Genomic DNA, 21384 nt, shown 5'->3' with positions numbered 1-21384 from the left:
GATTCACTCCAGCGAGGCGGCCACGAGTTCGGCCACGTCGAGCACGTCGGGGCGCGGGCCCACCACGCCTTCGAGCATCGCCGTGCACTGCGGGCAGGCCACGGCGACGACTTCGGCGTTGACGGCACGCGCGTCGGCGATGCGGATGTCGGGAATGCGCTGCTTGCCGGGGATATCGGTGAGCGGCGCGCCGCCGCCACCGCCGCAGCAGCGTGCGCGCATGCCGTGGCGCTCCATCTCCACGACCTTGATGCCGATGGTCTTGAGCAGCTTGCGGGGCGCTTCGGTCTCGCCGTTGTAGCGGCCCAGATAGCAGGGATCGTGATAGGTCGTGCGCTTTTCCGCGAGCGCCTGCACGGCCTTGGGCGCGATGCGTCCGGTCGCGGCGAGTTCCGCGAGATAGGTCGTGTGATGCAGCACTTCGTAACGCCCGCCAAGCGCGCGGTACTCGTTGCGCAGGCTATGCATGACGTGCGGATCGGCAGTGACGATGCGCGCGAAGTTAAGCGACGCGAGCGTCGTCATCATTTGCTTCGCCATCTGCTGGAATGTGGCTTCGTCGCCGAGGCGGCGCGCTACGTCGCCCGTATCGGTTTCCCGTGCACCCAGCACCGCGTAGTTCACGCCCGCCTTGTTGAGCACCTTCACGAGCGCGCGCAGCGTGCGCTGATAGCGCATGTCGAACGCGCCCTCGCCCGCCACCACGAGGATGTCCACGCGCTTGCCCGGTTGCGCCACGGGCGCGTTGAGATCGACCGACCAGTCGTAGCGCGCCGCCTTGTCGTAGCCGCCCGCCGTGCCCGTTTCGCGCAGATTGGCCAGCACCTCGGGGCCTTTGCCCGGCACCTCGCCGTGCACCAGCGTCTGATTGCGGCGCATATCGACGATGGCGTCCACGTGCTCGATCAGCATCGGGCACTCCTGCACGCAGGCGCGGCAGGTGGTGCAGGACCACAGCGTTTGCGCTTCGATCAGGTTTGAAACGATCGGGCCATTCGGCGCGCCGGCATGCTCGCCGACCTTGATGCCGGGCGTGGGGCTGCCCGCGTAGGCCGCATCGGTGCCGCCCGCCATGCCGACCACGAGATCCTGAATCAGCTTCTTGGGGTTGAGCGGCTGCCCCGAGGCGAACGCGGGGCACGCGGCCTCGCATTTGCCGCACTGCACGCAGGCGTCGAAGCTCAGCAGCTGGTTCCAGCGAAACTCGACGGGTTTCGCCACGCCGTATTCCTGCTGCTCCTCGATGTCGGGGAGTTTCAACGCCGTGGGCGGCGTGGCCGTGCCGTTGCCGGTCCAGCCCTCGCGCGTGGCCGAAAAGCGCTCCTGACGCGGATGGAACGCGAGGTGCAGCAGCCCCGCCACGGCATGCTTCATCGGGCCGCCGCGCGCCGCGCCGAACGTCATCGCGAACGCGCCGACGGCGATCAGCACCGCGCAGAGCACCGCGAAGCCGCCCGACATGGCGCCCGCCGGTACGACCGTGAACAGCGCCACGCCCAGCGCGAACGAACCGAGCAGCCAGGGCAGCGTATTCCAGGGCCCGCGCGAGAGGCGCGCCGGCACCGCCTTCGCGTGACGGCGGCGCCACACGAACACCACGCCGATCAGCATGGCGAGCGCCGCGAGAAAGATCAGCTTGTCGAGCCACGGCGAATAGATCGCGAACCCGTAGTTGATGAACACGAGCGCGAGCGCCGCGATGGCGCCGCCCGCGGTGGCGACGTGCGTCTTGGCGATGTACGGATCGCGCGCGACCACGTGGTGCAGATCGACGAAATAACGCTTCGGGATACTGAACAGCTTGCCGACGCCGACGGAGCCGGGCGCAGCCGCGCGCCCCACCCGCCAGAACGCGGCGCGCTTCGCGACCGCGAACGCGAGCCCCGCCATCGACACCCACAGCAGCGCGGTAATGAGCCAGGTCGGATTCATGGTTCAGAAGTCCTTGGCGAGCCGCAGCGCATCGTAGATCGCGCCGTGAATGTTGTGCAAGGAGATGCAGTCGCCCACGCGGAACAGCAGGAAGCGGCCATTGCCGAGTTCTTCGGAAAGGCACGGCTGCGCTTCGGCCGCGAAGAGCTTGTGCACGTCCACCTGCCCGCGATTGACCGATTCGGGCTTGAGCTTCCAGTACAAGGCGTCGTTGGGCGTGCTGCCGTTTTCGATCACCACCTGGTCAACGGCGCGCTCTTCCTGTTCCTCCGTGTACTCGTTGCGCAGCACGGCGATCTTCTTGCCGTCCTCTTCGTACACACGGTCGAGCCAGTAATTCGGCGTGTGGATCACGCCCTGCGCATAGAGGCGGCGATAGAAAATCGGGAACGTGGTGCCGCCCACGTCGTCGGCGACCTTCACGTCGGGCGTCACGATCTCGACCTTCGAGCCGCGGCCCGAGATGAAATCGGCGACGCCTGCGCCCGCATGTGTGCTCACGCCGTCGTAGACGAGCACGTTCTGCTTCGGTTCGACCTTGCCGCTCAGGATGTCCCACGCGCTCACGGCGAGCCCCTCTTCCACGCCCCAGGCTGGAACCTGCTGCGTGAAGCTCGATCCGCCCGTGGCGAGCACGATGATGTCGGGCTTTTCCGCGAGAATGGTCTTCTCGTCGGCTGTCACTCCAAGGCGGCGATCCACGCCGAGGCGTTTCGTCTCCATGTCGAACCAGCGCACGATGCCCGCCATCTGCTCGCGTTGCGGCGCTTTTGCAGCGAGCAAAATCTGCCCGCCCACGGCGTCGTTCTTCTCGAACAACACGACGTCATGGCCGCGCAGCCGCGCCACGCGCGCGGCCTCCAGGCCAGCTGGGCCCGCGCCGACCACCACGACCTTGCGCTTGGGGCCGCGCGATTTTTCGATCACGTGCGGCATGGTCGCTTCGCGCGACGTTGCCGCGTTCTGCACGCAGAGCACGTCGAGCCCGTTGTACTGGCGGTCGATGCAATAGTTCGCGCCCACGCACTGCTTGATCTCGTCCTCGCGGCCGTCGCGAATCTTGATGACCATGTGCGGGTCGGCGATCTGCGCGCGCGTCATGCCCACGAGATCGACCATGCCGCTCGCCAGCAGACGCTCGGCCTGGCCCGCGTCGCGAATGCTCTGCGCGTGCATGACCGGCAGCTTGACCACCGACTTGATACCTGCCGCGAGATGCACGAACGGCTCCGGCGGCAGCGCCATGGGCGGCATGCAGTTCGCGAGCGTGTTGTGCGTATCCGCGCCGGAGCCGATCACGCCGAGATAATCGATGAGACCCGTCTCCGACATCGCCTGCGCGATTTCCTTGAGTTGCTCGTGATCGAGGCCGTCTTCGTGGAATTCGTCGCCGCACATGCGCAGGCCGACGCAAAAGTCCTTGCCCACCGCTTCGCGCACGGCTTTGAGCACTTCCACGCCAAACCGCAGACGGTTTTCGAGCGAGCCGCCCCATTCGTCGGTGCGGAAGTTCGTGCGCGGGCTCCAGAACTGGTCGATCAGATGCTGGTGCGCGGCGGAGATTTCGATGCCGTCCATGCCCGCGTCCTTCACGCGCTTTGCAGCCGCCGCAAAGTCGCCGATGATGCGGCGGATCTCCTCCACCTCGATGATCTTCGCGTTGCCACGGTGCACGGGCTCGCGTACGCCCGAAGGCGACATCAAATGCGGCCAATGCTCGCCGTGAAAGGCGGAGCGTCGGCCCATATGGGTGGCCTGAATCATGATCTTCGCGCCGTGGCGGTGCATGGCCTCGGCCAGCCGCGCGAGCGGATCGATGATCTTGTCGGTGGCGAGATTCACCGACTTCCACCAGCCCTGGGGACTGTCGATCGACACCGGGCTCGAGCCGCCGCATACGGCCAGGCCCACGCCGCCCTTGGCCTTTTCTTCGTAGTAGCGGATATAGCGGTCGCCCGGCAAGCCGCCCGGCTCCGCGTAGACCTCGGCGTGGGCCGTGCTGACGATGCGGTTGCGCAGCGTGAGCTGATTGAGCGTCAAGGGTTTGAACAGATTGGGGTAGCGCATCGCAGACGACCTCTGGCGTTCGTGTCTTTCGGTGTGACCTGTATTACGGGGGCGCGCGGTCGTTCAGGCGGCGATCGGCGAGACTTCGAATACGCAGTGCGCGTGGCCTTCGGCGGCGCATTGCACTTCTTTCGACTGCGAACGCGGCGCGTGCTTGCCGCCTTCTGTGGTGTCGTTCACCCAGTCCATCGCGCCCGCGAACCAGCCCGCGAACATGTAGCAAAGCTTGCCTTCCTTGCCTGGTTGCGCCAGCACGAACGACGAATGACGCAATTCGATCTTCGCGCGCGCGGTTGCCGGGTCGGCCTCGCGTATCGTGAAGAGGCCCCAGCCGCGCTGCGAAAGACGCTTCAGGTAATGCTCGAACACGTCCATGCCGGCAATGCCGTGCTTTTCGGCTTCCTTCGCGCACCAGTGGTACGCCGACTTGTAGCCGGCCTTGTAGAGAATCTCGGCGTACGCGTCACGGCCGAGCGCCTCTTCCACGGCGGTGTGATTGTTGGTGAAGAAGTGACGCGGCACGTACAGCATCGGCAGCGCGTCCGTGGTCCAGACGCCGGTGGCGGGATCGACATCGATCGGCAGTTGCGGTTGCATTTCGTGGGGCTCCAATGACTCAACGAGCGTTTTTAGTTAGGTTTTCTAAGTGGTAACGATGGCCTTTCCATGCTGCATGGTCAGGCCCGGCGATCAGCTGCCCCAGACTTCGCCGAACACGCGCATCCAGTTCTCGCCCATGACCTTCTTGATGCGCGTTTCGCTCCAGCCGGCCTTTTGCATGGCGGCGGTGAGATTCGGAAATTCGCCGATCGTGCGGATGCCTTCCGGGTTCACGACCTTGCCGAAATTCGTGAGACTGCGATAACGGCCCTTGTCGTGCGTGATCCAGTCGAAGAATTCGGTGCTGTAGCCTTGCGTGAAATCCGTGCCGATGCCCACGCGGTCCTCGCCGATCAGATCGACGACGTACTCGATCGCTTCGAGATAGTCCTCGACCGTCGAATCCGGGCCCTTCTTGAGGAACGGCGCGAACATCGTCACGCCCACGAAGCCGTTCGCGTCGGCAATCTCCTTCAGCTGCTCGTCGGTCTTGTTGCGCGGATGCTCCTTGAGACCCGACGGGCAGCAGTGCGAGTACGTCACCGGCTTTTTCGAGCACCCAATCGCATCCGACGAAGTCTTTCCACCCACGTGCGAAAGATCGACCAGAATCCCCACGCGATTCATTTCCTGGATCACTTCGCGCCCGTAGCCGGAGAGCCCGCCGTCCGGCTCATAGCAGCCCGTGCCGACCAGGTTCTGTGTGTTGTAGCAAAGCTGCACGACGTTCACGCCGAGTTCCTTGAACACCTCGATATAGCCCAGGTTGTCTTCGAACGCATACGAGTTCTGGAAGCCGAAGATGATGCCCGTCTTGTTCTCTTGCTTCGCCCGCAGGATGTCGTCGGTCGTGCGCACGAGCGTGAGGATCTCGCTGTACTCGCGAATCTGCTGCTTCATCTGCGCGATGTTGTCCACCGTCTTCTGGAAGTCCTCCCAGACGGAAACCGTACAGTTGACGGCGGTGACGCCGCCCTTGCGCATGTCTTCGAACACCGAGCGCTCGAACTTCGAAATGTTCAGGCCGTCGATGATGATGCTGTTGTCGTGCAGAGTGCTCATTAGCCGCTCCGAAACTCGCGAATGAAATTGAAAGTCGGTGGTGTGAAGAATCAGGCTTGCGTATAGATCGGGAAGCGCTCGCACAGCGCGAAGATCTCGCGGCGCACGCGCTGCTCGGTGGCGGCGTCGCCTTCGGGATGCACGCCCAGCGCGTCGAACACTTCGAGAATCAGGCGGCCGATCTCGCGGAATTCGTCCACGCCGAAGCCGCGCGTCGTACCGGCCGGCGTGCCGAGGCGAATGCCCGAGGTGACCGTGGGCTTTTCGGCGTCGAACGGAATGCCGTTCTTGTTGCAGGTGATGCCGGCGCGCTCCAGCGCCTGCTCGACCTGATTGCCCTTCAGGCCCTTGGGCCGCAGATCGACGAGCAGCAGATGGTTGTCGGTGCCGCCCGTCACGAGATCGACACCGCCCGCCTTGAGCACTTCGCCCAGCGCCTTCGCATTGGCGAGCACGCTGTCGATATAGGTCTTGAAGCCGGCTTCGAGCGCTTCGCCGAACGCGACCGCCTTGCCCGCGATCACATGCATGAGCGGGCCGCCCTGCAGGCCGGGGAACACGGCCGAGTTGATCTTCTTCGCGATCTCCTCATCGTTGGTCAGCACGAAGCCGCCGCGCGGGCCGCGCAGCGTCTTGTGCGTGGTGGAGGTGACGACGTGCGCGTGCTCGACGGGGTTCTGATGACGCCCTGCCGCGATGATGCCCGCGATATGCGCCATATCCACCATCAGCTTCGCGCCGACCGCGTCGGCGATGGCGCGAAAGCGCGCGAAGTCGAGTGCGCGCGGATATGCGGAAAAGCCCGCGATGATGAGGCTGGGCTTGTGCTGCTGCGCGAGTTCTTCGACCTGGTCGTAATCAATCAGCATGGTTTCGCGGTTCACGCCGTACTGCACGGCGTTGAACCATTTGCCCGAAAGCGCCGGCTTGGCGCCGTGCGTGAGGTGGCCGCCCGCGTCGAGCGACATGCCGAGCACCGTGTCGCCCGGTTTGGCGAGCGCGAGCATGACCGAGCCGTTGGCCTGTGCGCCCGAATGCGGCTGCACGTTGGCGAAGCCGGCGTTGAACAGTTGCTTGATGCGGCTGATGGCAAGCGCTTCCACCTCGTCGGCGAATTCGCAGCCGCCGTAATAGCGCTTGCCCGGATAACCTTCCGCGTACTTGTTGGTCAGCACCGAGCCCTGGGCCTCGAGCACGGCGCGCGACACGATGTTTTCCGACGCGATCATTTCGACCTGCGACTGCTGCCGCTCGAGTTCTTTCAGGATGCTGCTGCGGATTACCGAATCGCGCTGCGCCAGCGTTTGCGAAAAGAAAGGTTGAGTGTTCGACATAGGGCTTCCGTGACGATGAATGAAGGACTTCCTGCAATGCTGGAGGCCCCGTCGCGACTGGCTTCAGAGCGGCTTTGAATCCGCTTGACCGGCTGGGGACCGACGGTTCTATTCTTGTCGTTCGAATTGGCGCTCAACGTCGAAATTCAGACGCGTTCTTTTCCTTTTCCGCCATCCGCGTCCATTTTTCACAAGTGGCTTCGTTAGGGCGCCCGCTAACGGTGCGCCGTGCCCCATGTTTCCCAATCCAAATTATTTATCGTGCATCGCAGTGCACCAATCCCGCACTCTCGTCCTATTTCCCGCGTCCGGCTTTTTTGTCCAGATGACTCAGGGTTTTGCCGCATGGCACACTGGACCCGCCAAATTCGAAAATTGCGGTAGCGTAGCCGGCCCCCCGGCCTCACCGGGCCTCCATTGGGCATCAGGCTACCGATCACAAGGAATCGTCCCCCATGCTGCCGGATCGCACAGCGTCGTTAGCGCACTTCGCGTTCATGCCGCTGCCCGACTTCACGATGATCGCGTTCACGAACGCCATCGAAGTTCTTCGTATGGCTAACTACCTGAGCGGGCAGCCGCTTTACAGGTGGTCGATCATCAGCCCGGAGGGCGGCCCGGTCGCGTCGAGCAACGGGCTTTCCATCGACACCGGCCCGGCCGAATGCGTGGGGAAGCCCGATATCGTGTTCGTCTGCGGGGGCATCGATGTGCAGCGGGCCACTACGCCCGCCCATCTCGCTGCGCTGCGCCGTTTCGCGCGCATGGGTGTGGCGTTGGGCAGCCTGTGCACGGGGACCTATGCGCTGGCGAAGTCTGGGTTGCTGGCGGGGTATGCTTGCGCGATCCATTGGGAAAACATGTCGGCGCTGAAGGAGGAGTTTCCTTCGACGCGTTTTCTCAAGGAGCTCTTCGTCATCGACCGCGACCGCGTGACCTGCACGGGCGGCGTCGCGCCGCTCGACATGATGCTGCACCTCATCACGGCGCGCGTGGGGACTGCGCGCGTGACGCAGATCGCCGAGCAGTTCGTAGTCGAGCATGTGCGCGATACGTCTGCCCAGCAGCGCATGCCGCTCGTCGCGCGGCTCGGGTCCGCGAACAAGTCGCTCTTCGAAGTCATTTCTCTCATGGAGAACAATATCGAGGAGCCGCTTTCGCGTGAAGAGCTCGCGCGGCTTGCGAATATGTCACAGCGGCAGTTGCAGCGGCTCTTTCATGAGCATCTTGGCATGACGCCGACGCATTACTATTTGACGCTGCGGTTGCGGCGGGCGCGTGAACTGCTGCTGCAAACCGATATGTCGATTATGCAGATTACGATGGCCTGCGGGTTTCAGTCGGCTTGTCACTTTAGCAAGAGCTATCGGGATGCTTTTGGGAGTGCGCCTACTGGGGAGCGGAGGAAGCGGGTGGCACCGCTTTCTGGGTTGGATTCGCCTGTCCCGGGCGCTGTTTTACCTGCGCCTGTCGTTCATGTTTGAAACTTGGTTTCGCGGCGGTATGCCAGCGTTGCCCCTGTGCGGGGCGGCACCTACTTTTCTTTGCAGCGGCAAAGAAAAGTAGGCAAAAGAAAGCCGCTCAAACCGCTAATGCCTGCCACCGTTCACATCTCGCCGTAAATGGCGAATGGCTCCGGAGCGTCTGTCACCTTGCACCACCAAAGTGATTGACAAAGGGCTCATTCATCCCGCTGCTCGCTTCGCGCGCTGCGGTTGGGTCTGCATGGGAAACCACGAGGCATTTCAAGCTTCGCGAGAATGCACGCGCACCACAGGGTTTTAGCTATGCCCTTCGGCGCGCGCAGCGCCGCCGGAAGGATGAGCGCCTTGTCACTAACCTGGGTGGTGCGAGGCGACAGACGCTCCGGAGCCATTCACCATTTACGGCGAGATGTGAACCGTGGCAGGCGCTGGCGATTTGAGCGGCTTTCTTTGCCTACTTTCTTTGCCGCTGCAAAGAAAGTAGGTGCCGCCCCGCACAGGGGCAACGCTTGCATACCGACGCGAAAACAAGAAAACCCACAAGAAAACGGCCAAAAGCCAAAACCAAAAGCTAGGCCGCCAACAACCCATGCGGATCAATCACAAACTTCCGCGGCGCGCCCCCATCAAACTTCTTATACCCCGCAGGCGCTTCATCAAGCGAAATAACCGACACATTAACGATCTTGGCGATCGGCAACCGATCAAACAAAATCGCCTGCATGAGATTGCGGTTGTACTTGAGCACGGGCGTTTGCCCCGTATGGAAAGTATGCGACTTGGCCCAGCCAAGCCCGAACCGGATGCTCAGGCTGCCATGCTGCGCGGCCACATCGCGTGCACCTGGATCGTCGGTCACGTACAGCCCAGGAATGCCGATCATCCCCGCGGGCCGCGTGATTTCCATCAGCGAATTGAGCACCGTGGCCGGCGCCTCTTCCGAGTGACCGGAAGCGCCATGCCCGTGGGCTTCAAAACCCACGCAATCCACAGCGCAATCGATTTCCGGCTTGCCGAGAATCTGCTCGATCTGCTCGCCAAGCGTCGCGTCTTTCGACAGATCGACCACTTCGAAACCCATCGCCTTCGCATGCGCAAGCCGTTCGGCATTGATGTCGCCGACGATCGTGCAGGCCGCCCCGAGCAAACGCGCCGAAGCTGCTGCCGCCATCCCCACCGGACCCGCGCCCGCAATATAAACGGTCGAGCCCGGCTTCACGCCCGCCGTGACTGCGCCGTGATAGCCCGTGGGCAGAATATCGGAGAGGCACGTGAGATCGCGGATCTTCGACATCGCCTGATCGCGGTCCGGAAACTTCAGCAGGTTGAAATCGGCATACGGCACGAGGACGTACTCGGCCTGGCCGCCAATCCAGCCGCCCATGTCGACATAGCCGTAAGCACCGCCCGCGCGCGACGGATTCACGTTCAGGCAAACGCCCGTGTGCTGCTCGCGGCACATCGCACAGCGCCCGCACGCCACATTGAACGGCACGGAAACGAGGTCGCCGATCTTCAGCGTTTCGACGTCGTTGCCCACCTCCACCACTTCGCCGGTGATCTCGTGGCCCAGCACGAGACCGACGGGCGCCGTCGTGCGCCCGCGCACCATATGCTGGTCCGAGCCGCAGATATTCGTGCTGACCACCTTCAGAATGACACCATGGCCGATCGAGCGTCCGCTCGGATCGACCATCTTCGGATACGCGATGTTCTGCACCTCGACCTTGCCCGGCCCTTGATACACGACGCCTCGATTACCGCTCATCTCGCTGTCTCCTGTTCGATGCAGCTCGCAACGCTGCTCACTAGATGGCGTTGCCTCGCGCGGACTCCGCGCAAGCCAACGATGCTTCGAGCGTAGCCTGCCCGCCGCATACGACGATGTGCAAAAAGCGACGCGCCCTTGCTTTGCGCCGACATCGGGCTACGCGTCTCGCCTGCTACGGCCGCCCGCCCCCGTCAGCCCGTATCCATTGCCGATAGTCGGCGCGCGTCCAGTCGAGCCCCACGCCCACGCGCCGCGTGCCCGGCCGGATCTTCGGCTTGTGCACCGCGAGCCTGAGCGTTTCCAGCGCGGGCCATTCGCGAAACGAAAACGCCGCCATGTCCGCCACCAGCGTTTCGAGCAGCCGCGTGTGCGGCTTGTGCCCGAGAAAGTCGGCAAGGCGCGTGCAATAGCCGTCGTAGTCGATCCAGTCCCCTGCTTCACCCGTCGCGTTCTTTTCGTGCGGCATGCAGCGATAGCCGAGCTGCGCGTCGATCACGAGCGGCTGCGGGGAACCGTGCTCGTGCGGATAGATGCCGATGCGCGCCGGCACACTCAACGCTTCCACGAATACACTCCAGCCGCGCCCGCGCGGCTCGTCGTGCGCGCCGAGCGCACCGATTGCACCCAGCGCGCCGAGCGCCGGCTCGAACGCGGCATCGACGATCTTCATGGCGCGACCGACGCCGCGGCGTCGACCATCATGCGGCAGAAATAATCGGCGAAACTGCGGCGTACGACGATTTCGAAGCGGTCGTCGCCCGTGGGAATCAGCACGATCGAAGCCTTGAAATACACGCTCTGCGCGCATTGACCCGGCTTGAAGAGACGCGGATGCAGGTCGAGCGGGCAGCCGCGCGAGAGCACGTCGCGCGCTCGCGTGCCCTCGATCTCGATCACCGTGTTGCCGCTGCCGATGTCCACGGCCGCCGCATAGACGTCGCCGAGCACGGCGGTCAGCTTCGCTTCGAGCATGCCGGTTTGCACAGGCGCGAGCGAGCGCACGAGCCATTCGTCGGGTCCGAGCCAGAGCACGTCGTAATGCTCGCTGCGCGCGATGCTGTTCGGCGCTGCAGGCGGCTCGCAGCCCACCACGCTGGCGAACGCCGCGACGAACGCCGGGTCGCTCAATTCGCCGCGCACGTTCACGAGGTCGCGGAACGGCAGCTCGCGCATGGCGAACGCTTTCGAGGCGCGTCCCTCCTGCGCCTTGACCAGATCCGCTGCGCCTACGAGCGGCGACTCCAGGCGCACGCCGACGACGCGCTCCGCGACCGGCAGGGGGTCTTTCGTTTCATTCAACATGCTGACGCACTCCTTCCGTGTCGTAGAAAATCGGGCTCGCGATCTGCGCGCTCACGCGCCGGCCATCGGCCATGGGTATCACCACGCGCTCGCCCATCTTGTTCAAGCCGCCCTTCACGACCGCGAGCGCGATGGAGCGCTGCAGGATCGGGCTGTAATAGCTCGACGTCACATGACCGATCATCGGCGTCGTGCCGTCGGACCGCGCTTGCGCATCGGGCGCGATGATCTGGCCGCCTTCGGGCAGCACGTATTGCGCGTCGTCGGTCAGCAGTCCGACGAACTGCTTGCGGTTTTCCTTCGCCGTGTCCGAGCGCTTGAGCGAGCGGCGGCCGAGGAAGTCCTTCGTCTGCGAGACGAGACCGCCCATGCCGAGGTCGAAAGGCGTGACCGAGCCATCGGTGTCCTGGCCCACGATGATGTAGCCCTTCTCGGCGCGCAGCACGTGCATCGTTTCCGTGCCGTACGGCGTGATGTCGAACTCGGCGCCGGCCTCCATCAGAGCTTCCCAGACGGCGCGGCCTGCGTTGGCCGGCACGTTCACTTCATAGGCCAGCTCGCCCGAGAAGCTGATGCGCATGACGCGCGACTTCACGCCCGCGACCGTGCCGTTGCGATACGACATGAACGGGAACGCGGCGTTGTCGAAGTCGATGTCCTTGCACACCTTCTGCAGCACCTTGCGGCTCTTCGGACCGACCACGGCGAACGTCGCCCAGTGGTCGGTGACGGAAGCCAGACGCACCTTCATGTCGGGCCACTCGGTCTGCAGCCAGCGTTCGAGCCACGTGAGCACGCGCGCCGCGCCGCCCGTGGTGGTCGTCATCATGTAGTGCTGCTCGCCGAGGCGTACCGTCACGCCGTCGTCGAACACCATGCCGTTTTCGTCGAGCATCAGGCCATAACGGCACTTGCCCACTTCGAGCTTGAGCCACGGGTTCGTGTAGACCCAGTTGAGCAGTTTCGCGGCGTCGGGCCCCTGGATGTCGATCTTGCCCAGCGTGGAAGCATCGAGAATGCCGACGCTGTTGCGGACCGCGAGACACTCACGCTTCACGGCCGCGTGCAGATTCTCCCCGCTCTTCGGGTAGTACCACGGGCGCTTCCAGTTGCCCACGTCCTCGAACTCCGCGCCATGCTGCACGTGCCACTCGTGAATGCAGGTCTTGCGGATCGGGTCGAGCATGTCGCCCAGTTCGCGCCCCGCGAACGTGCCGAACGTGACGGGCGTGTAGTTCGGGCGGAACGTCGTCGTGCCCGTTTCGGGAATCGTCTTGCCGAGCGCGCTGGCGAGAATCGCCATGCCGTTGATATTGCCGAGCTTGCCCTGGTCGGTGCCGAAGCCCATCGCCGTGTAGCGCTTCACGTGCTCGACCGATTCGAAGCCTTCGCGCGCGGCGAGCAGAATGTCCGCTGCCGAAACGTCGTTCTGGAAGTCGACGAATTGCTTCGGCCCGCGCGCCGCATCCTTGCGGCTGCCCACCAGCCACAGCGCCTGCAGCGGCGTTTCTTCGACCTCGGCGGCCCTGGGCACCGCGGGCCGCTTGAGCGGGAAGCCGAGCGACTTCGCCGCGTCGATGCCGCCGTCCACACCCTGCGTGAGCGCGCGGGCCAGGCCGAATTCGCCCACCGCCGCGCCAACGCTCACTTCCTCCTGCACGCGCTTGCCCGGCATGAAGCACGCCTTCGCGTCGCTCCAGTGCGCCTTGCCGCCCGACTGCGCGAAGAGGTGCAGGACCGGGCTGAAGCCGCCCGACACGGCGACGAGATCGCATGGGAGCGTGGCCTGCTGCGCGCCAGCTTGCCCGTTCGAGTAGCCCACCACGTCGACTGAACTCACACGCTGCTTGCCATGCGCACAGTTGATGGCCGCGTTGTACATCACCTTCACGCCCTGGCGGCGCGCGGCGGCCTGCAACGCGCCGTTGCCCTGGGCGCGCGCATCGACGACCGTGACGGTCGCGCCGCATGCCTTCAGGTCGAGCGCACAACGGTAGCCCGCGTCGTTGTTCGTGAACACGACCGCATTGCGCCCCGGCAGCACGCCATAGCGATGGATATACGTCGATACCGCCGAGGCCAGCATGATGCCCGGCAGATCGTTGTTGCCGAACACGATGGGACGCTCGTGCGCACCCGTCGCGAGAATCACGCGTTTGGCGCGGATTTTCCACAACAGCTCACGCGTACCCTGGCGCGTGGACACCGGCAGATGCTCCGTCAAACGCTGCGTCACGGTCACGAGATTGTGATCCTGATAGCCGAACGCCGTGCTGCGCGACAGGATCTTCACGTCGGGCATCTGCTTGAGTTCGGCTTCGATCTTCTCGACCCACTGGAGCGCAGAACGGCCATCGATATCGGCCTTGCACGACAGCAGGCTGCCGCCCAGTTCGCGTTGGTCGTCCACCAGGATCACGCGTGCGCCGGTTGCGCCCGCCGTATGCGCCGCCGCGAGACCGGCGGGGCCGCCGCCGACCACGAGCACATCGCAATGCGCGAAGCATTTGTCGTAGCGATCGGCGTCGCGCACTTCGGGCGCCTTGCCGAGACCGGCGGCGTCGCGAATCTTTTCCTCGTACTTCGGCCACCATTTGCGCGGCCACATGAAGGTCTTGTAGTAGAAGCCCGCCGGCAGAAAGCGCGAGAACTTCTGGTTGATCGCCATGCGATCGTTCTCGAGGCTAGGCTCGGCGTTCACGCTCGTCGCCACGAGCCCCTGGTACAGTTCGACTTCGGTCGCGCGCGCATTGGGCACCGTATACGCGCCGCGCTCGAGTTGCACGATGGCGTTCGGCTCGGCCACGTCGGCCGTCATGATGCCGCGCGGGCGATGGTACTTGAAGCTGCGCGCGACGAAATGCACGTCGTTGGCGAGCAGCGCCGAGGCGAGCGTGTCGCCCTGGAAGCCCTGATACGTGCGGCCGTTGAACGTGAAGTTCAGCGGAATCGCGCGGTTCACGCGCCCACCGGCGCCGAGGCGGTTCTTCTGGCTCATCGCTGCGTGCTCCCTTGCTTGTCGCCTTGCGCTTCATTTGCCGCGCCGAAGGTCTCGTAACTCTGAATCTCGTAGGTGACAGTGTCGCGCGTCGCCTTGAACCAGCGGCGGCAGCCCTGCGCGTGCAGCCACTGCTCCTTGTGCACGCCGCGCGGGTTGTGACGCATGAAGAGGTAGTCGCCCCACTCCTCGTCGGTGAGCTTGTCGGTCTCGAGCGGACGCGCGATGTCGGCTTCGCCGCCGCATGTGAACTCGACTTCGGCGCGGGGACCGCACCACGGGCATTCAATGATCAACATGTTTGGATCTCCTGTCGACCAGAGTTGGCGCTTCAGCGCCTTACTCTGGTCCCATGCAACGAAGTTGCCTAGTGCGCGACGGCGGCTGCGCCGTGTTCGTCGATCAGATGGCCGGTATAGAAGCGGTCCAGCGAGAACGGCGCGTTGAGCGGATGCGGTTCGTCCTTCGCAATGGTGTGCGCGAACACCCAGCCCGAGCCCGGGGTCGCCTTGAAGCCGCCGGTGCCCCAGCCGCAGTTGAAATAGAGACCCTTCACGTCGGTCTTGCTGATGATCGGGCAGGCGTCCGGCGAAACGTCGACAATGCCGCCCCACTGCCGGTTCATGCGCACGCGCGAAAACACCGGGAACATTTCGACGATGGCCTGCAGCGTGCCCTCGATGATGTGGAAGCTGCCGCGCTGGCCAAAACCGGTGTACTGGTCCACGCCCGCGCCGATCACGAGATCGCCCTTGTCGGACTGGCTGATATAGGCGTGCACCGCGTTCGACATGATCACGGTGTTCACGACCGGCTTGATCGGCTCCGACACCAGCGCCTGCAGCGGGTGGCTTTCCAGCGGCAGGCGCACGCCGGCCATGTCCGCGAGCGTCGTGGTGTTGCCCGCCGCCACCACGGCAACCTTCTTCGCCTTGATGAAACCCTTCGACGTATCCACACCGGTCACGCGCGCGCCGTCGCGGCGAATGCCCGTCACCTGGCAGTTCTGGATGATGTCCACGCCGTGCTGGTCCGCGCCGCGCGCGAAGCCCCACGCCACGGCGTCGTGGCGCGCCACGCCCGCGCGGCGCTGGATCGAGGCGCCCAGCACGGGGTAGCGGCTGTTCAGGTTGATGGTCGGCTCGATTTCCTTGATCTGCTCGGGCGTGAGGAATTCGGCGTCCACGCCGTTCAGGCGGTTCGCATTCACGCGGCGCTCGGTATCGCGCACGTCCTGCAGCGTATGCGCGAGATTCATCACGCCGCGCTGGCTGAACATCACGTTGTAGTTGAGGTCCTGCGAGAGCCCTTCCCAGAGCTTCATCGCTTTCTCATAGAGCGCGGCCGACTCGTCCCACAGATAGTTCGAGCGCACGATGGTCGTGTTGCGCGCCGTATTCCCGCCGCCGATCCAGCCTTTCTCCAGAATCGCGACGTTCTTCACGCCGTGCTCCTTCGCGAGGTAATAGGCCGTTGCGAGACCATGCCCGCCGCCGCCGACGATCACGACGTCGTACTCCTTCTTCGGCTCCGGGCTTCTCCACTGCCGCTCCCAGTTCTCGTGATACGACAACCCGTTGCGGAACAGACTGAATATCGAATAGCGGCTCATCTCGCGGACCCCTTGTTGCGCGTTACCATTAGCTTCAGTTAGCACTCGATGACGTTCACGGCGAGACCACCGCGCGACGTCTCCTTGTATTTCGTCTTCATGTCGGCACCCGTTTCGCGCATCGTCTTGATGACGTTGTCGAGCGAGACGTAATGCTCGCCGTTGCCCTTGAGCGCCATGCGCGCGGCGTTGATCGCCTTGATCGCGCCCATGGCGTTGCGCTCGATGCAGGGAATCTGCACGAGGCCGCCCACGGGGTCGCAGGTCATGCCGAGGTTGTGTTCCATGCCGATTTCGGCGGCGTTCTCCACCTGGCGCGGCGTGCCGCCCATGACGGCTGCGAGCGCGGCAGCGGCCATGGAGCACGCCACGCCCACTTCGCCCTGACAGCCCACTTCCGCGCCCGAAATCGACGCCGTTTCCTTGTAGATGATGCCGATGGCCGCGGCCGTGAGCAGGAAGTTGGCGATGCCGTCTTCATTCGCGCCCGCCACGAACTTCACGTAGTAGTGCAGCACCGCCGGAATCACGCCCGCCGCGCCGTTGGTGGGCGCCGTGACGACACGGCCGCCCGCCGCGTTCTCTTCGTTCACGGCCATGGCGTAGAGATTGACCCAGTCGAGCATCGAAAGCGGATCGCGCAGCGACTCCTCGGAGCGCGAACGCAGATGCACCGAGAGATCGGCGGCGCGGCGCTTCACGTGCATCGGGCCGGGCAGCTCGCCGTGCATCTTGCAGCCGCGCTCCACGCAGGCGGCCATCGCGCGCCAGATCACGAGCAGCCCTTCGCGCACGTCTTCCGGCGAGCGTGCCGCGCATTCGTTCGCAAGCGTGACTTCGGCGATCGAGCGCCCGCTCTCCTTACACGCGCGCAGCAGGTCGTCACCGGTGCGGAACGGATATGGCACGTCGCGTCCGCTGCGCACACCGTTCACGCGATCGCCGTCGCGGTTCACGACAAAGCCGCCACCCACCGAGTAGTACTCTTTTTCGACGAGCAGTTGCCCGTTTTCGTCGAAGGCCTGAAAACGCATACCGTTCGAGTGCAGCGTGTTCGCGCCGCCCATCGTCTTGCGAAAGAAGCCGATGCACTCCTTTTCGTCGAAGCGGATGGTCTGCTTGCCGAGCAGCACGAGCGTCTTCTCGCGCCGAATGGCAGCGAGGCGCGGCTCGATCTGGTCGGGATCGATCGAGTCGGGCAGGTTGCCTTCGAGGCCGAGCAGCACGGCCTTGTCGGTGCCGTGGCCCTTGCCCGTCGCGCCGAGCGAGCCGTACAGCTCGACTTTGACGCGGCGCACAAAGGCGAGCAGATTGGCGTCCTCGACATGGGACGCGAAGCGGCACGCGGCGACCATCGGGCCGACCGTATGCGAGCTGGACGGACCGATCCCGATCTTGAACAGGTCGAAAACGCTGACGTTCATCTGACTTCCCTTCGCGCTGAGCGCATGGATGAGCTTGGGTGCAAGTAGACCAAAGAGGCCATGGCAGCCGATAGAACAAAAACGCCATCGCCGTTGGACGGCCTCGCCAGCCGGGGCTGCGGGCGACGCTGGCGGACGGTTCGCGAGGGTTTTACTGCGGGTTTTCCCGATGTTTTGCGGCGGAAAAGCACCCGCCTGTCCGCTCAGAACTGATGACGCAAGCCAATGCGCACGTCGGCCTGGGTGGTGGTGGAAGACGGTGTGAAGCTATAGCCGATCACCGCATCCACACCCTGCGAGGCCTTGAGCCAGTCGCCCGAGATGTACACGTCCGTGCGCTTCGAAAGCAGGTAATGCATCCCCGCCGAAAGCTGGTTCCAGTGGTGGCCGTCGAAGTGGGTGTACTGGTAGCCGCCCGCCACGCTGAACGCGGGCGTCACCTGCCAGTTGGCGCCGCCCTCGCCCACCTGCATGTGCTCGCTCTCGCCGAATGCCTTGATCTGCGTGTACGTGAAAGCGCCCATGAGCGTGACGTCGCCGATGGCGTAGCTCGCGCCCGCGCCGAAGGTGGCCTGCTTGTCCACGGGGAACGGCGTCTCCGAGTAGAGCGAACTCACCGCGCCGGTGGCGGGATCGACGCTGACGGTCGGCCTGCCAAAGAACGTGCGCACGCCGATCATGTTGTACGGGTCGAACGCGTAGATGCCCGATGGGTTGTTCAGCTGCGTGTACGCGGTACCCATCGCGAACGGGCCGTTCTGGTACTGCGCGCCCACGCTCCAGGCGCTGCCGGTGTGGAAGTCGCCGGGCGTGTTGCTGAACGAGTACATGCCGCCGAACTGGAAGCCGCCGAACGTGTTCGACATGAACTTCACGGCGTTCGGCAGATGGTCGCCGTTCATGCGGTCGAAGTCGCCCTGGTTGATCGCGTAGCCGCTCGCCCACGCCGTGACGTTGTAGAGGTAGACGAACTCCTGCGTCATGTCGGCCTGATTGCCGAACGTGAGCGTGCCCCAATCGTTCTGGAGTCCGACATAAGCCAGACGGCCGAAAAGCGAGCCGCCGTTGGCAATCTGCCCGTTGCCGAGGTGAAAGCCGCTCTCCAGCTGGAACACGGCCTTCAGGCCGCCGCCGAGATCCTCTGTGCCCTTGAGGCCCCAGCGGTTCGCCTGCGCAATGCCATCGTCGAATTTCACTTGATGCGAGCCGCCCGCATTGCTCACGTAGGTCACGCCCGCGTCGATGATCCCGTACAGGGTGACGCTGCTTTGGGCATGGCTCGCGGTCGAGACAGCGCTCAATGTCACCGCGATGCCGCTCAGTGCCACCGCATTCAGTTTTCTCATGGTGTCGGGTCTCTCTGGTCTGGCGATACAGGTTGTCGGGCCGCGCCGGCAACGCGTGGCGGCTTGCGCGGTGGATCAAAACGTACAAGTCCAAATCTCGCCCGACTTGCGCAGACACGACACGCGCTGGCGCTAACGCGACACGCCAGCGCCGGAAAAACCCCCGTAAAACAGGCGCAATCCGTTATCCGGCGGGCCTCTCGAGGGGTTCCGGCAGCGCGATCATCGGTAATCCGACGCGGACTTTGTAAAATGCGCCGATCCCGCCATTTCTACGTTTTTATTGATTGAACATTCAATAAAAAATACCTAGAGTGGAAACCTCCCCGAATCGCCTGGAATCACCATGCCCAAGATCGGAATGCGCGACGTGCGCCGCGCGCAACTCATCGACGCCACCCTGCAATCGATCGACGAGTCGGGTCTCTCCGGCACGACGCTGGCGACCGTCGCACAGCACGCGAAAATTTCGACTGGCATCGTCAGTCACTATTTCGGCGGCAAGGACGGCCTGCTCGAAGCCACCATGCGCCACGTGCTGCACGACCTTTGGGAGGCCACGGTGCGGCGTCGCCTCGCCGCGAAAGACGAACCGCGTGCGCGTTTGCGCGCCATCGTCGCGGCTAATTTCGACGTCTCGCAGGTGAACGCACCCGTCATGAAGACGTGGCTCGCGTTCTGGGCCGAGAGCATGCATCAGCCCGCACTGCGCCGTCTGCAGCGCGTCAACACGCGGCGGCTGCATTCGAACCTCTGCGCGGAGTTCGAGAAGGTGTTGCCGGGCGCCGCGGCCCGGCGCGCCGCAAGCGGACTCGCCGCCTTGATCGACGGCCTCTGGCTGCGCGGCGCGCTCACGGGCGAACCGTTCGACACGAAGGCCGCGCTGCGCGTGGCCAACGACTACATCGACCTGCTGCTCGAAGCGCGCGCCAAGCCGCGCTCAGGCAAGTCGACCAGATAACCCGGCCCGGAGCCCATCGATGTCCCTCTTTCCCCTGCAACGCCTCTTCATCGACGGCACCTATACCGACGCCACCAGCGGCGAAACGTTCGACACCTACGATCCCGCCACCTGCGCCAGGCTCGCAACGGTCCAGCACGCGAGCGCCGCCGATATCGACCGCGCCGTGCAGTCGGCCCGCAACGGCCAGCGCGTCTGGGCCGCGATGACGGCCATGCAGCGCTCGCGCGTGCTGCGGCGCGCGGTCGAGTTGCTGCGCGAACGCAACGACGAACTCGCGGCGCTCGAAACCAGCGACACCGGCAAGCCGATCGCCGAAACGCGCAGCGTGGACATCGTCACGGGCGCCGACGTAATCGAGTACTACGCGGGCCTCGCGCCTGCGCTCGAAGGCCAGCAGATTCCGCTGCGCGAAAGCTCGTTCGTCTACACGCGGCGCGAGCCGCTGGGCGTCACGGCGGGCATCGGCGCATGGAACTATCCGCTGCAGATCGCCTGCTGGAAATCGGCGCCCGCGCTCGCCGCCGGCAACGCCATGATCTTCAAGCCGAGCGAGATCACCCCGCTTTCGGCCTCGAAGCTCGCCGAGATCTATATCGAGGCCGGCGTGCCGCCCGGCGTCTTCAACGTGGTCCATGGCGACGGCCGCGTGGGCGCCATGCTTAGCGTGCATCCCGGCATCGAGAAGATTTCGTTTACCGGCGGCGTCGAAACGGGCAAGAAGGTCATGGCGGCCGCGGGCGGCTCCACGCTCAAGGAAGTCACGATGGAACTGGGCGGCAAGTCGCCGCTCATCGTCTTCGAAGACGCCGACCTCGAGCGCGCCGCCGATATCGCCGTGACCGCCAACTTCTTCAGCGCGGGCCAGGTGTGCACCAACGCCACGCGCGTGTTCGTCCATCAATCGGTGATTGCCGCGTTCGAGGCTCTCGTGCTCGAACGCGTGAAACGCATCCGCGTGGGCAATCCCGCCGATCCGGCCACCAACTTCGGGCCGCTCGCGAGCGCCGCGCAACTCGACAAGGTGCTCGGCTATATCGAGAGCGGCAAGCGCGAAGGCGCGCGGCTGCTCGCGGGCGGGGCGCGCCTCACGCAGGGCGATTTCGCGCGCGGCCAGTACGTGCAGCCCACCGTGTTCTCCGGCTGCCGTGACGACATGCACATCGTCCAGGAGGAAATCTTCGGGCCGGTGATGAGCATTCTCGCCTTCGCCAACGAAGCCGAAGTGATCGCACGCGCCAACGAATCGCTTTACGGCCTGGCCGCCGGTGTCGTGACCGAAAGCCTCGCGCGCGCGCACCGCGTGATTCATCGGCTCGAAGCCGGCATCTGCTGGATCAACACGTGGGGCGAGTCGCCCGCCGAAATGCCCGTGGGCGGCTACAAGCAGTCGGGCGTGGGCCGCGAAAACGGCATCACCACGCTCGAGCACTACACGCGCCTCAAATCCGTCCAGGTGGAACTGGGACCGTATCAGCCCGTTTTCTGAGG

General features: G+C 64.5%; 16 protein-coding genes. 3 read left to right on the top strand and 13 right to left on the bottom strand.

Annotation, left to right across the window (positions count from 1 at the left end):
• Nucleotides 1–3: 3 nt before the first annotated feature.
• The 5 genes from AB4Y40_RS05770 to AB4Y40_RS05750 form a co-directional block, all read right to left on the bottom strand.
• Nucleotides 4–1932, bottom strand: a complete 1929-nt coding sequence (locus AB4Y40_RS05770; RefSeq protein ID WP_368686799.1) for a (Fe-S)-binding protein — start codon at nucleotides 1930–1932, stop codon at nucleotides 4–6.
• A gap of 3 nt (nucleotides 1933–1935) precedes the next feature.
• A complete protein-coding gene (locus AB4Y40_RS05765) occupies nucleotides 1936–3999 on the bottom strand; it encodes an FAD-dependent oxidoreductase (protein ID WP_368686798.1) in 2064 nt (687 codons plus the stop codon).
• A 63-nt stretch (nucleotides 4000–4062) separates the two neighbouring features.
• Nucleotides 4063–4596, bottom strand: a complete 534-nt coding sequence (locus tag AB4Y40_RS05760; protein WP_368686797.1) for a DUF5943 domain-containing protein — start codon at nucleotides 4594–4596, stop codon at nucleotides 4063–4065.
• Between the two features lie 93 nt (nucleotides 4597–4689).
• Entirely contained in the window at nucleotides 4690–5661 is a 972-nt protein-coding gene (locus AB4Y40_RS05755; RefSeq protein WP_368686796.1) for a dipeptidase, read from the bottom strand.
• Between the two features lie 50 nt (nucleotides 5662–5711).
• Nucleotides 5712–6995 (bottom strand): serine hydroxymethyltransferase, encoded by a 1284-nt coding sequence (locus AB4Y40_RS05750; protein ID WP_368686795.1) that lies wholly within the window; start codon nucleotides 6993–6995, stop codon nucleotides 5712–5714.
• 455 nt (nucleotides 6996–7450) lie between these two features.
• On the opposite strand from AB4Y40_RS05750, the gene AB4Y40_RS05745 reads away from it, so the two are divergent.
• Entirely contained in the window at nucleotides 7451–8479 is a 1029-nt protein-coding gene (locus tag AB4Y40_RS05745) for a GlxA family transcriptional regulator (protein ID WP_368686794.1), read from the top strand.
• Between the two features lie 571 nt (nucleotides 8480–9050).
• Here the strand turns inward: AB4Y40_RS05745 and fdhA are convergent.
• The 8 genes from fdhA to AB4Y40_RS05705 form a co-directional block, all read right to left on the bottom strand.
• On the bottom strand, nucleotides 9051–10247 hold the full coding sequence (gene fdhA, locus AB4Y40_RS05740; protein ID WP_368686793.1) for a formaldehyde dehydrogenase, glutathione-independent: 1197 nt from the start codon (nucleotides 10245–10247) through the stop codon (nucleotides 9051–9053).
• Nucleotides 10248–10422: 175 nt separating this feature from the next.
• Nucleotides 10423–10920, bottom strand: a complete 498-nt coding sequence (locus AB4Y40_RS05735) for a dihydroneopterin aldolase (RefSeq protein ID WP_368686792.1) — start codon at nucleotides 10918–10920, stop codon at nucleotides 10423–10425.
• Nucleotides 10917–11552, bottom strand: coding sequence for a sarcosine oxidase subunit gamma (locus tag AB4Y40_RS05730; RefSeq protein WP_368686791.1), 636 nt, complete (start codon nucleotides 11550–11552; stop codon nucleotides 10917–10919). Before AB4Y40_RS05730 ends, AB4Y40_RS05735 begins: the two co-directional genes overlap by 4 nt.
• Entirely contained in the window at nucleotides 11542–14550 is a 3009-nt protein-coding gene (locus AB4Y40_RS05725) for a sarcosine oxidase subunit alpha family protein (RefSeq protein WP_368686790.1), read from the bottom strand. Before AB4Y40_RS05725 ends, AB4Y40_RS05730 begins: the two co-directional genes overlap by 11 nt.
• A complete protein-coding gene (locus tag AB4Y40_RS05720; RefSeq protein ID WP_368686789.1) occupies nucleotides 14547–14849 on the bottom strand; it encodes a sarcosine oxidase subunit delta in 303 nt (100 codons plus the stop codon). Before AB4Y40_RS05720 ends, AB4Y40_RS05725 begins: the two co-directional genes overlap by 4 nt.
• Before the next feature lie 68 nt (nucleotides 14850–14917).
• The gene (locus AB4Y40_RS05715) at nucleotides 14918–16162 is read right to left on the bottom strand and encodes a sarcosine oxidase subunit beta family protein (protein ID WP_042260300.1); all 1245 of its coding nucleotides are present in this window, start codon (nucleotides 16160–16162) and stop codon (nucleotides 14918–14920) included.
• A 38-nt stretch (nucleotides 16163–16200) separates the two neighbouring features.
• Nucleotides 16201–17586 carry an L-serine ammonia-lyase gene (locus AB4Y40_RS05710; RefSeq protein WP_368686788.1) on the bottom strand — a complete coding sequence of 462 codons (1386 nt, stop codon included), beginning with the start codon at nucleotides 17584–17586 and terminating at the stop codon, nucleotides 16201–16203.
• Between the two features lie 203 nt (nucleotides 17587–17789).
• Complete coding sequence (locus tag AB4Y40_RS05705; protein ID WP_368686787.1) at nucleotides 17790–18932, bottom strand: porin; 1143 nt, start codon at nucleotides 18930–18932, stop codon at nucleotides 17790–17792.
• A gap of 346 nt (nucleotides 18933–19278) precedes the next feature.
• Between AB4Y40_RS05705 and betI the strand changes: the two genes are divergently transcribed.
• Nucleotides 19279–19893, top strand: a complete 615-nt coding sequence (gene betI / locus AB4Y40_RS05700; RefSeq protein WP_368686786.1) for a transcriptional regulator BetI — start codon at nucleotides 19279–19281, stop codon at nucleotides 19891–19893.
• 19 nt (nucleotides 19894–19912) lie between these two features.
• Nucleotides 19913–21382, top strand: a complete 1470-nt coding sequence (gene betB, locus AB4Y40_RS05695; RefSeq protein ID WP_368686785.1) for a betaine-aldehyde dehydrogenase — start codon at nucleotides 19913–19915, stop codon at nucleotides 21380–21382.
• The last annotated feature ends 2 nt before the right edge of the window (nucleotides 21383–21384 follow it).

It is taken from the genome of Paraburkholderia sp. EG287B (assembly GCF_040965595.1).
Taxonomy (GTDB): domain Bacteria; phylum Pseudomonadota; class Gammaproteobacteria; order Burkholderiales; family Burkholderiaceae; genus Paraburkholderia.
The sequence above is the reverse complement of the archived record's forward strand: the minus strand, read 5'-3'. Positions and strand labels throughout refer to the sequence as shown.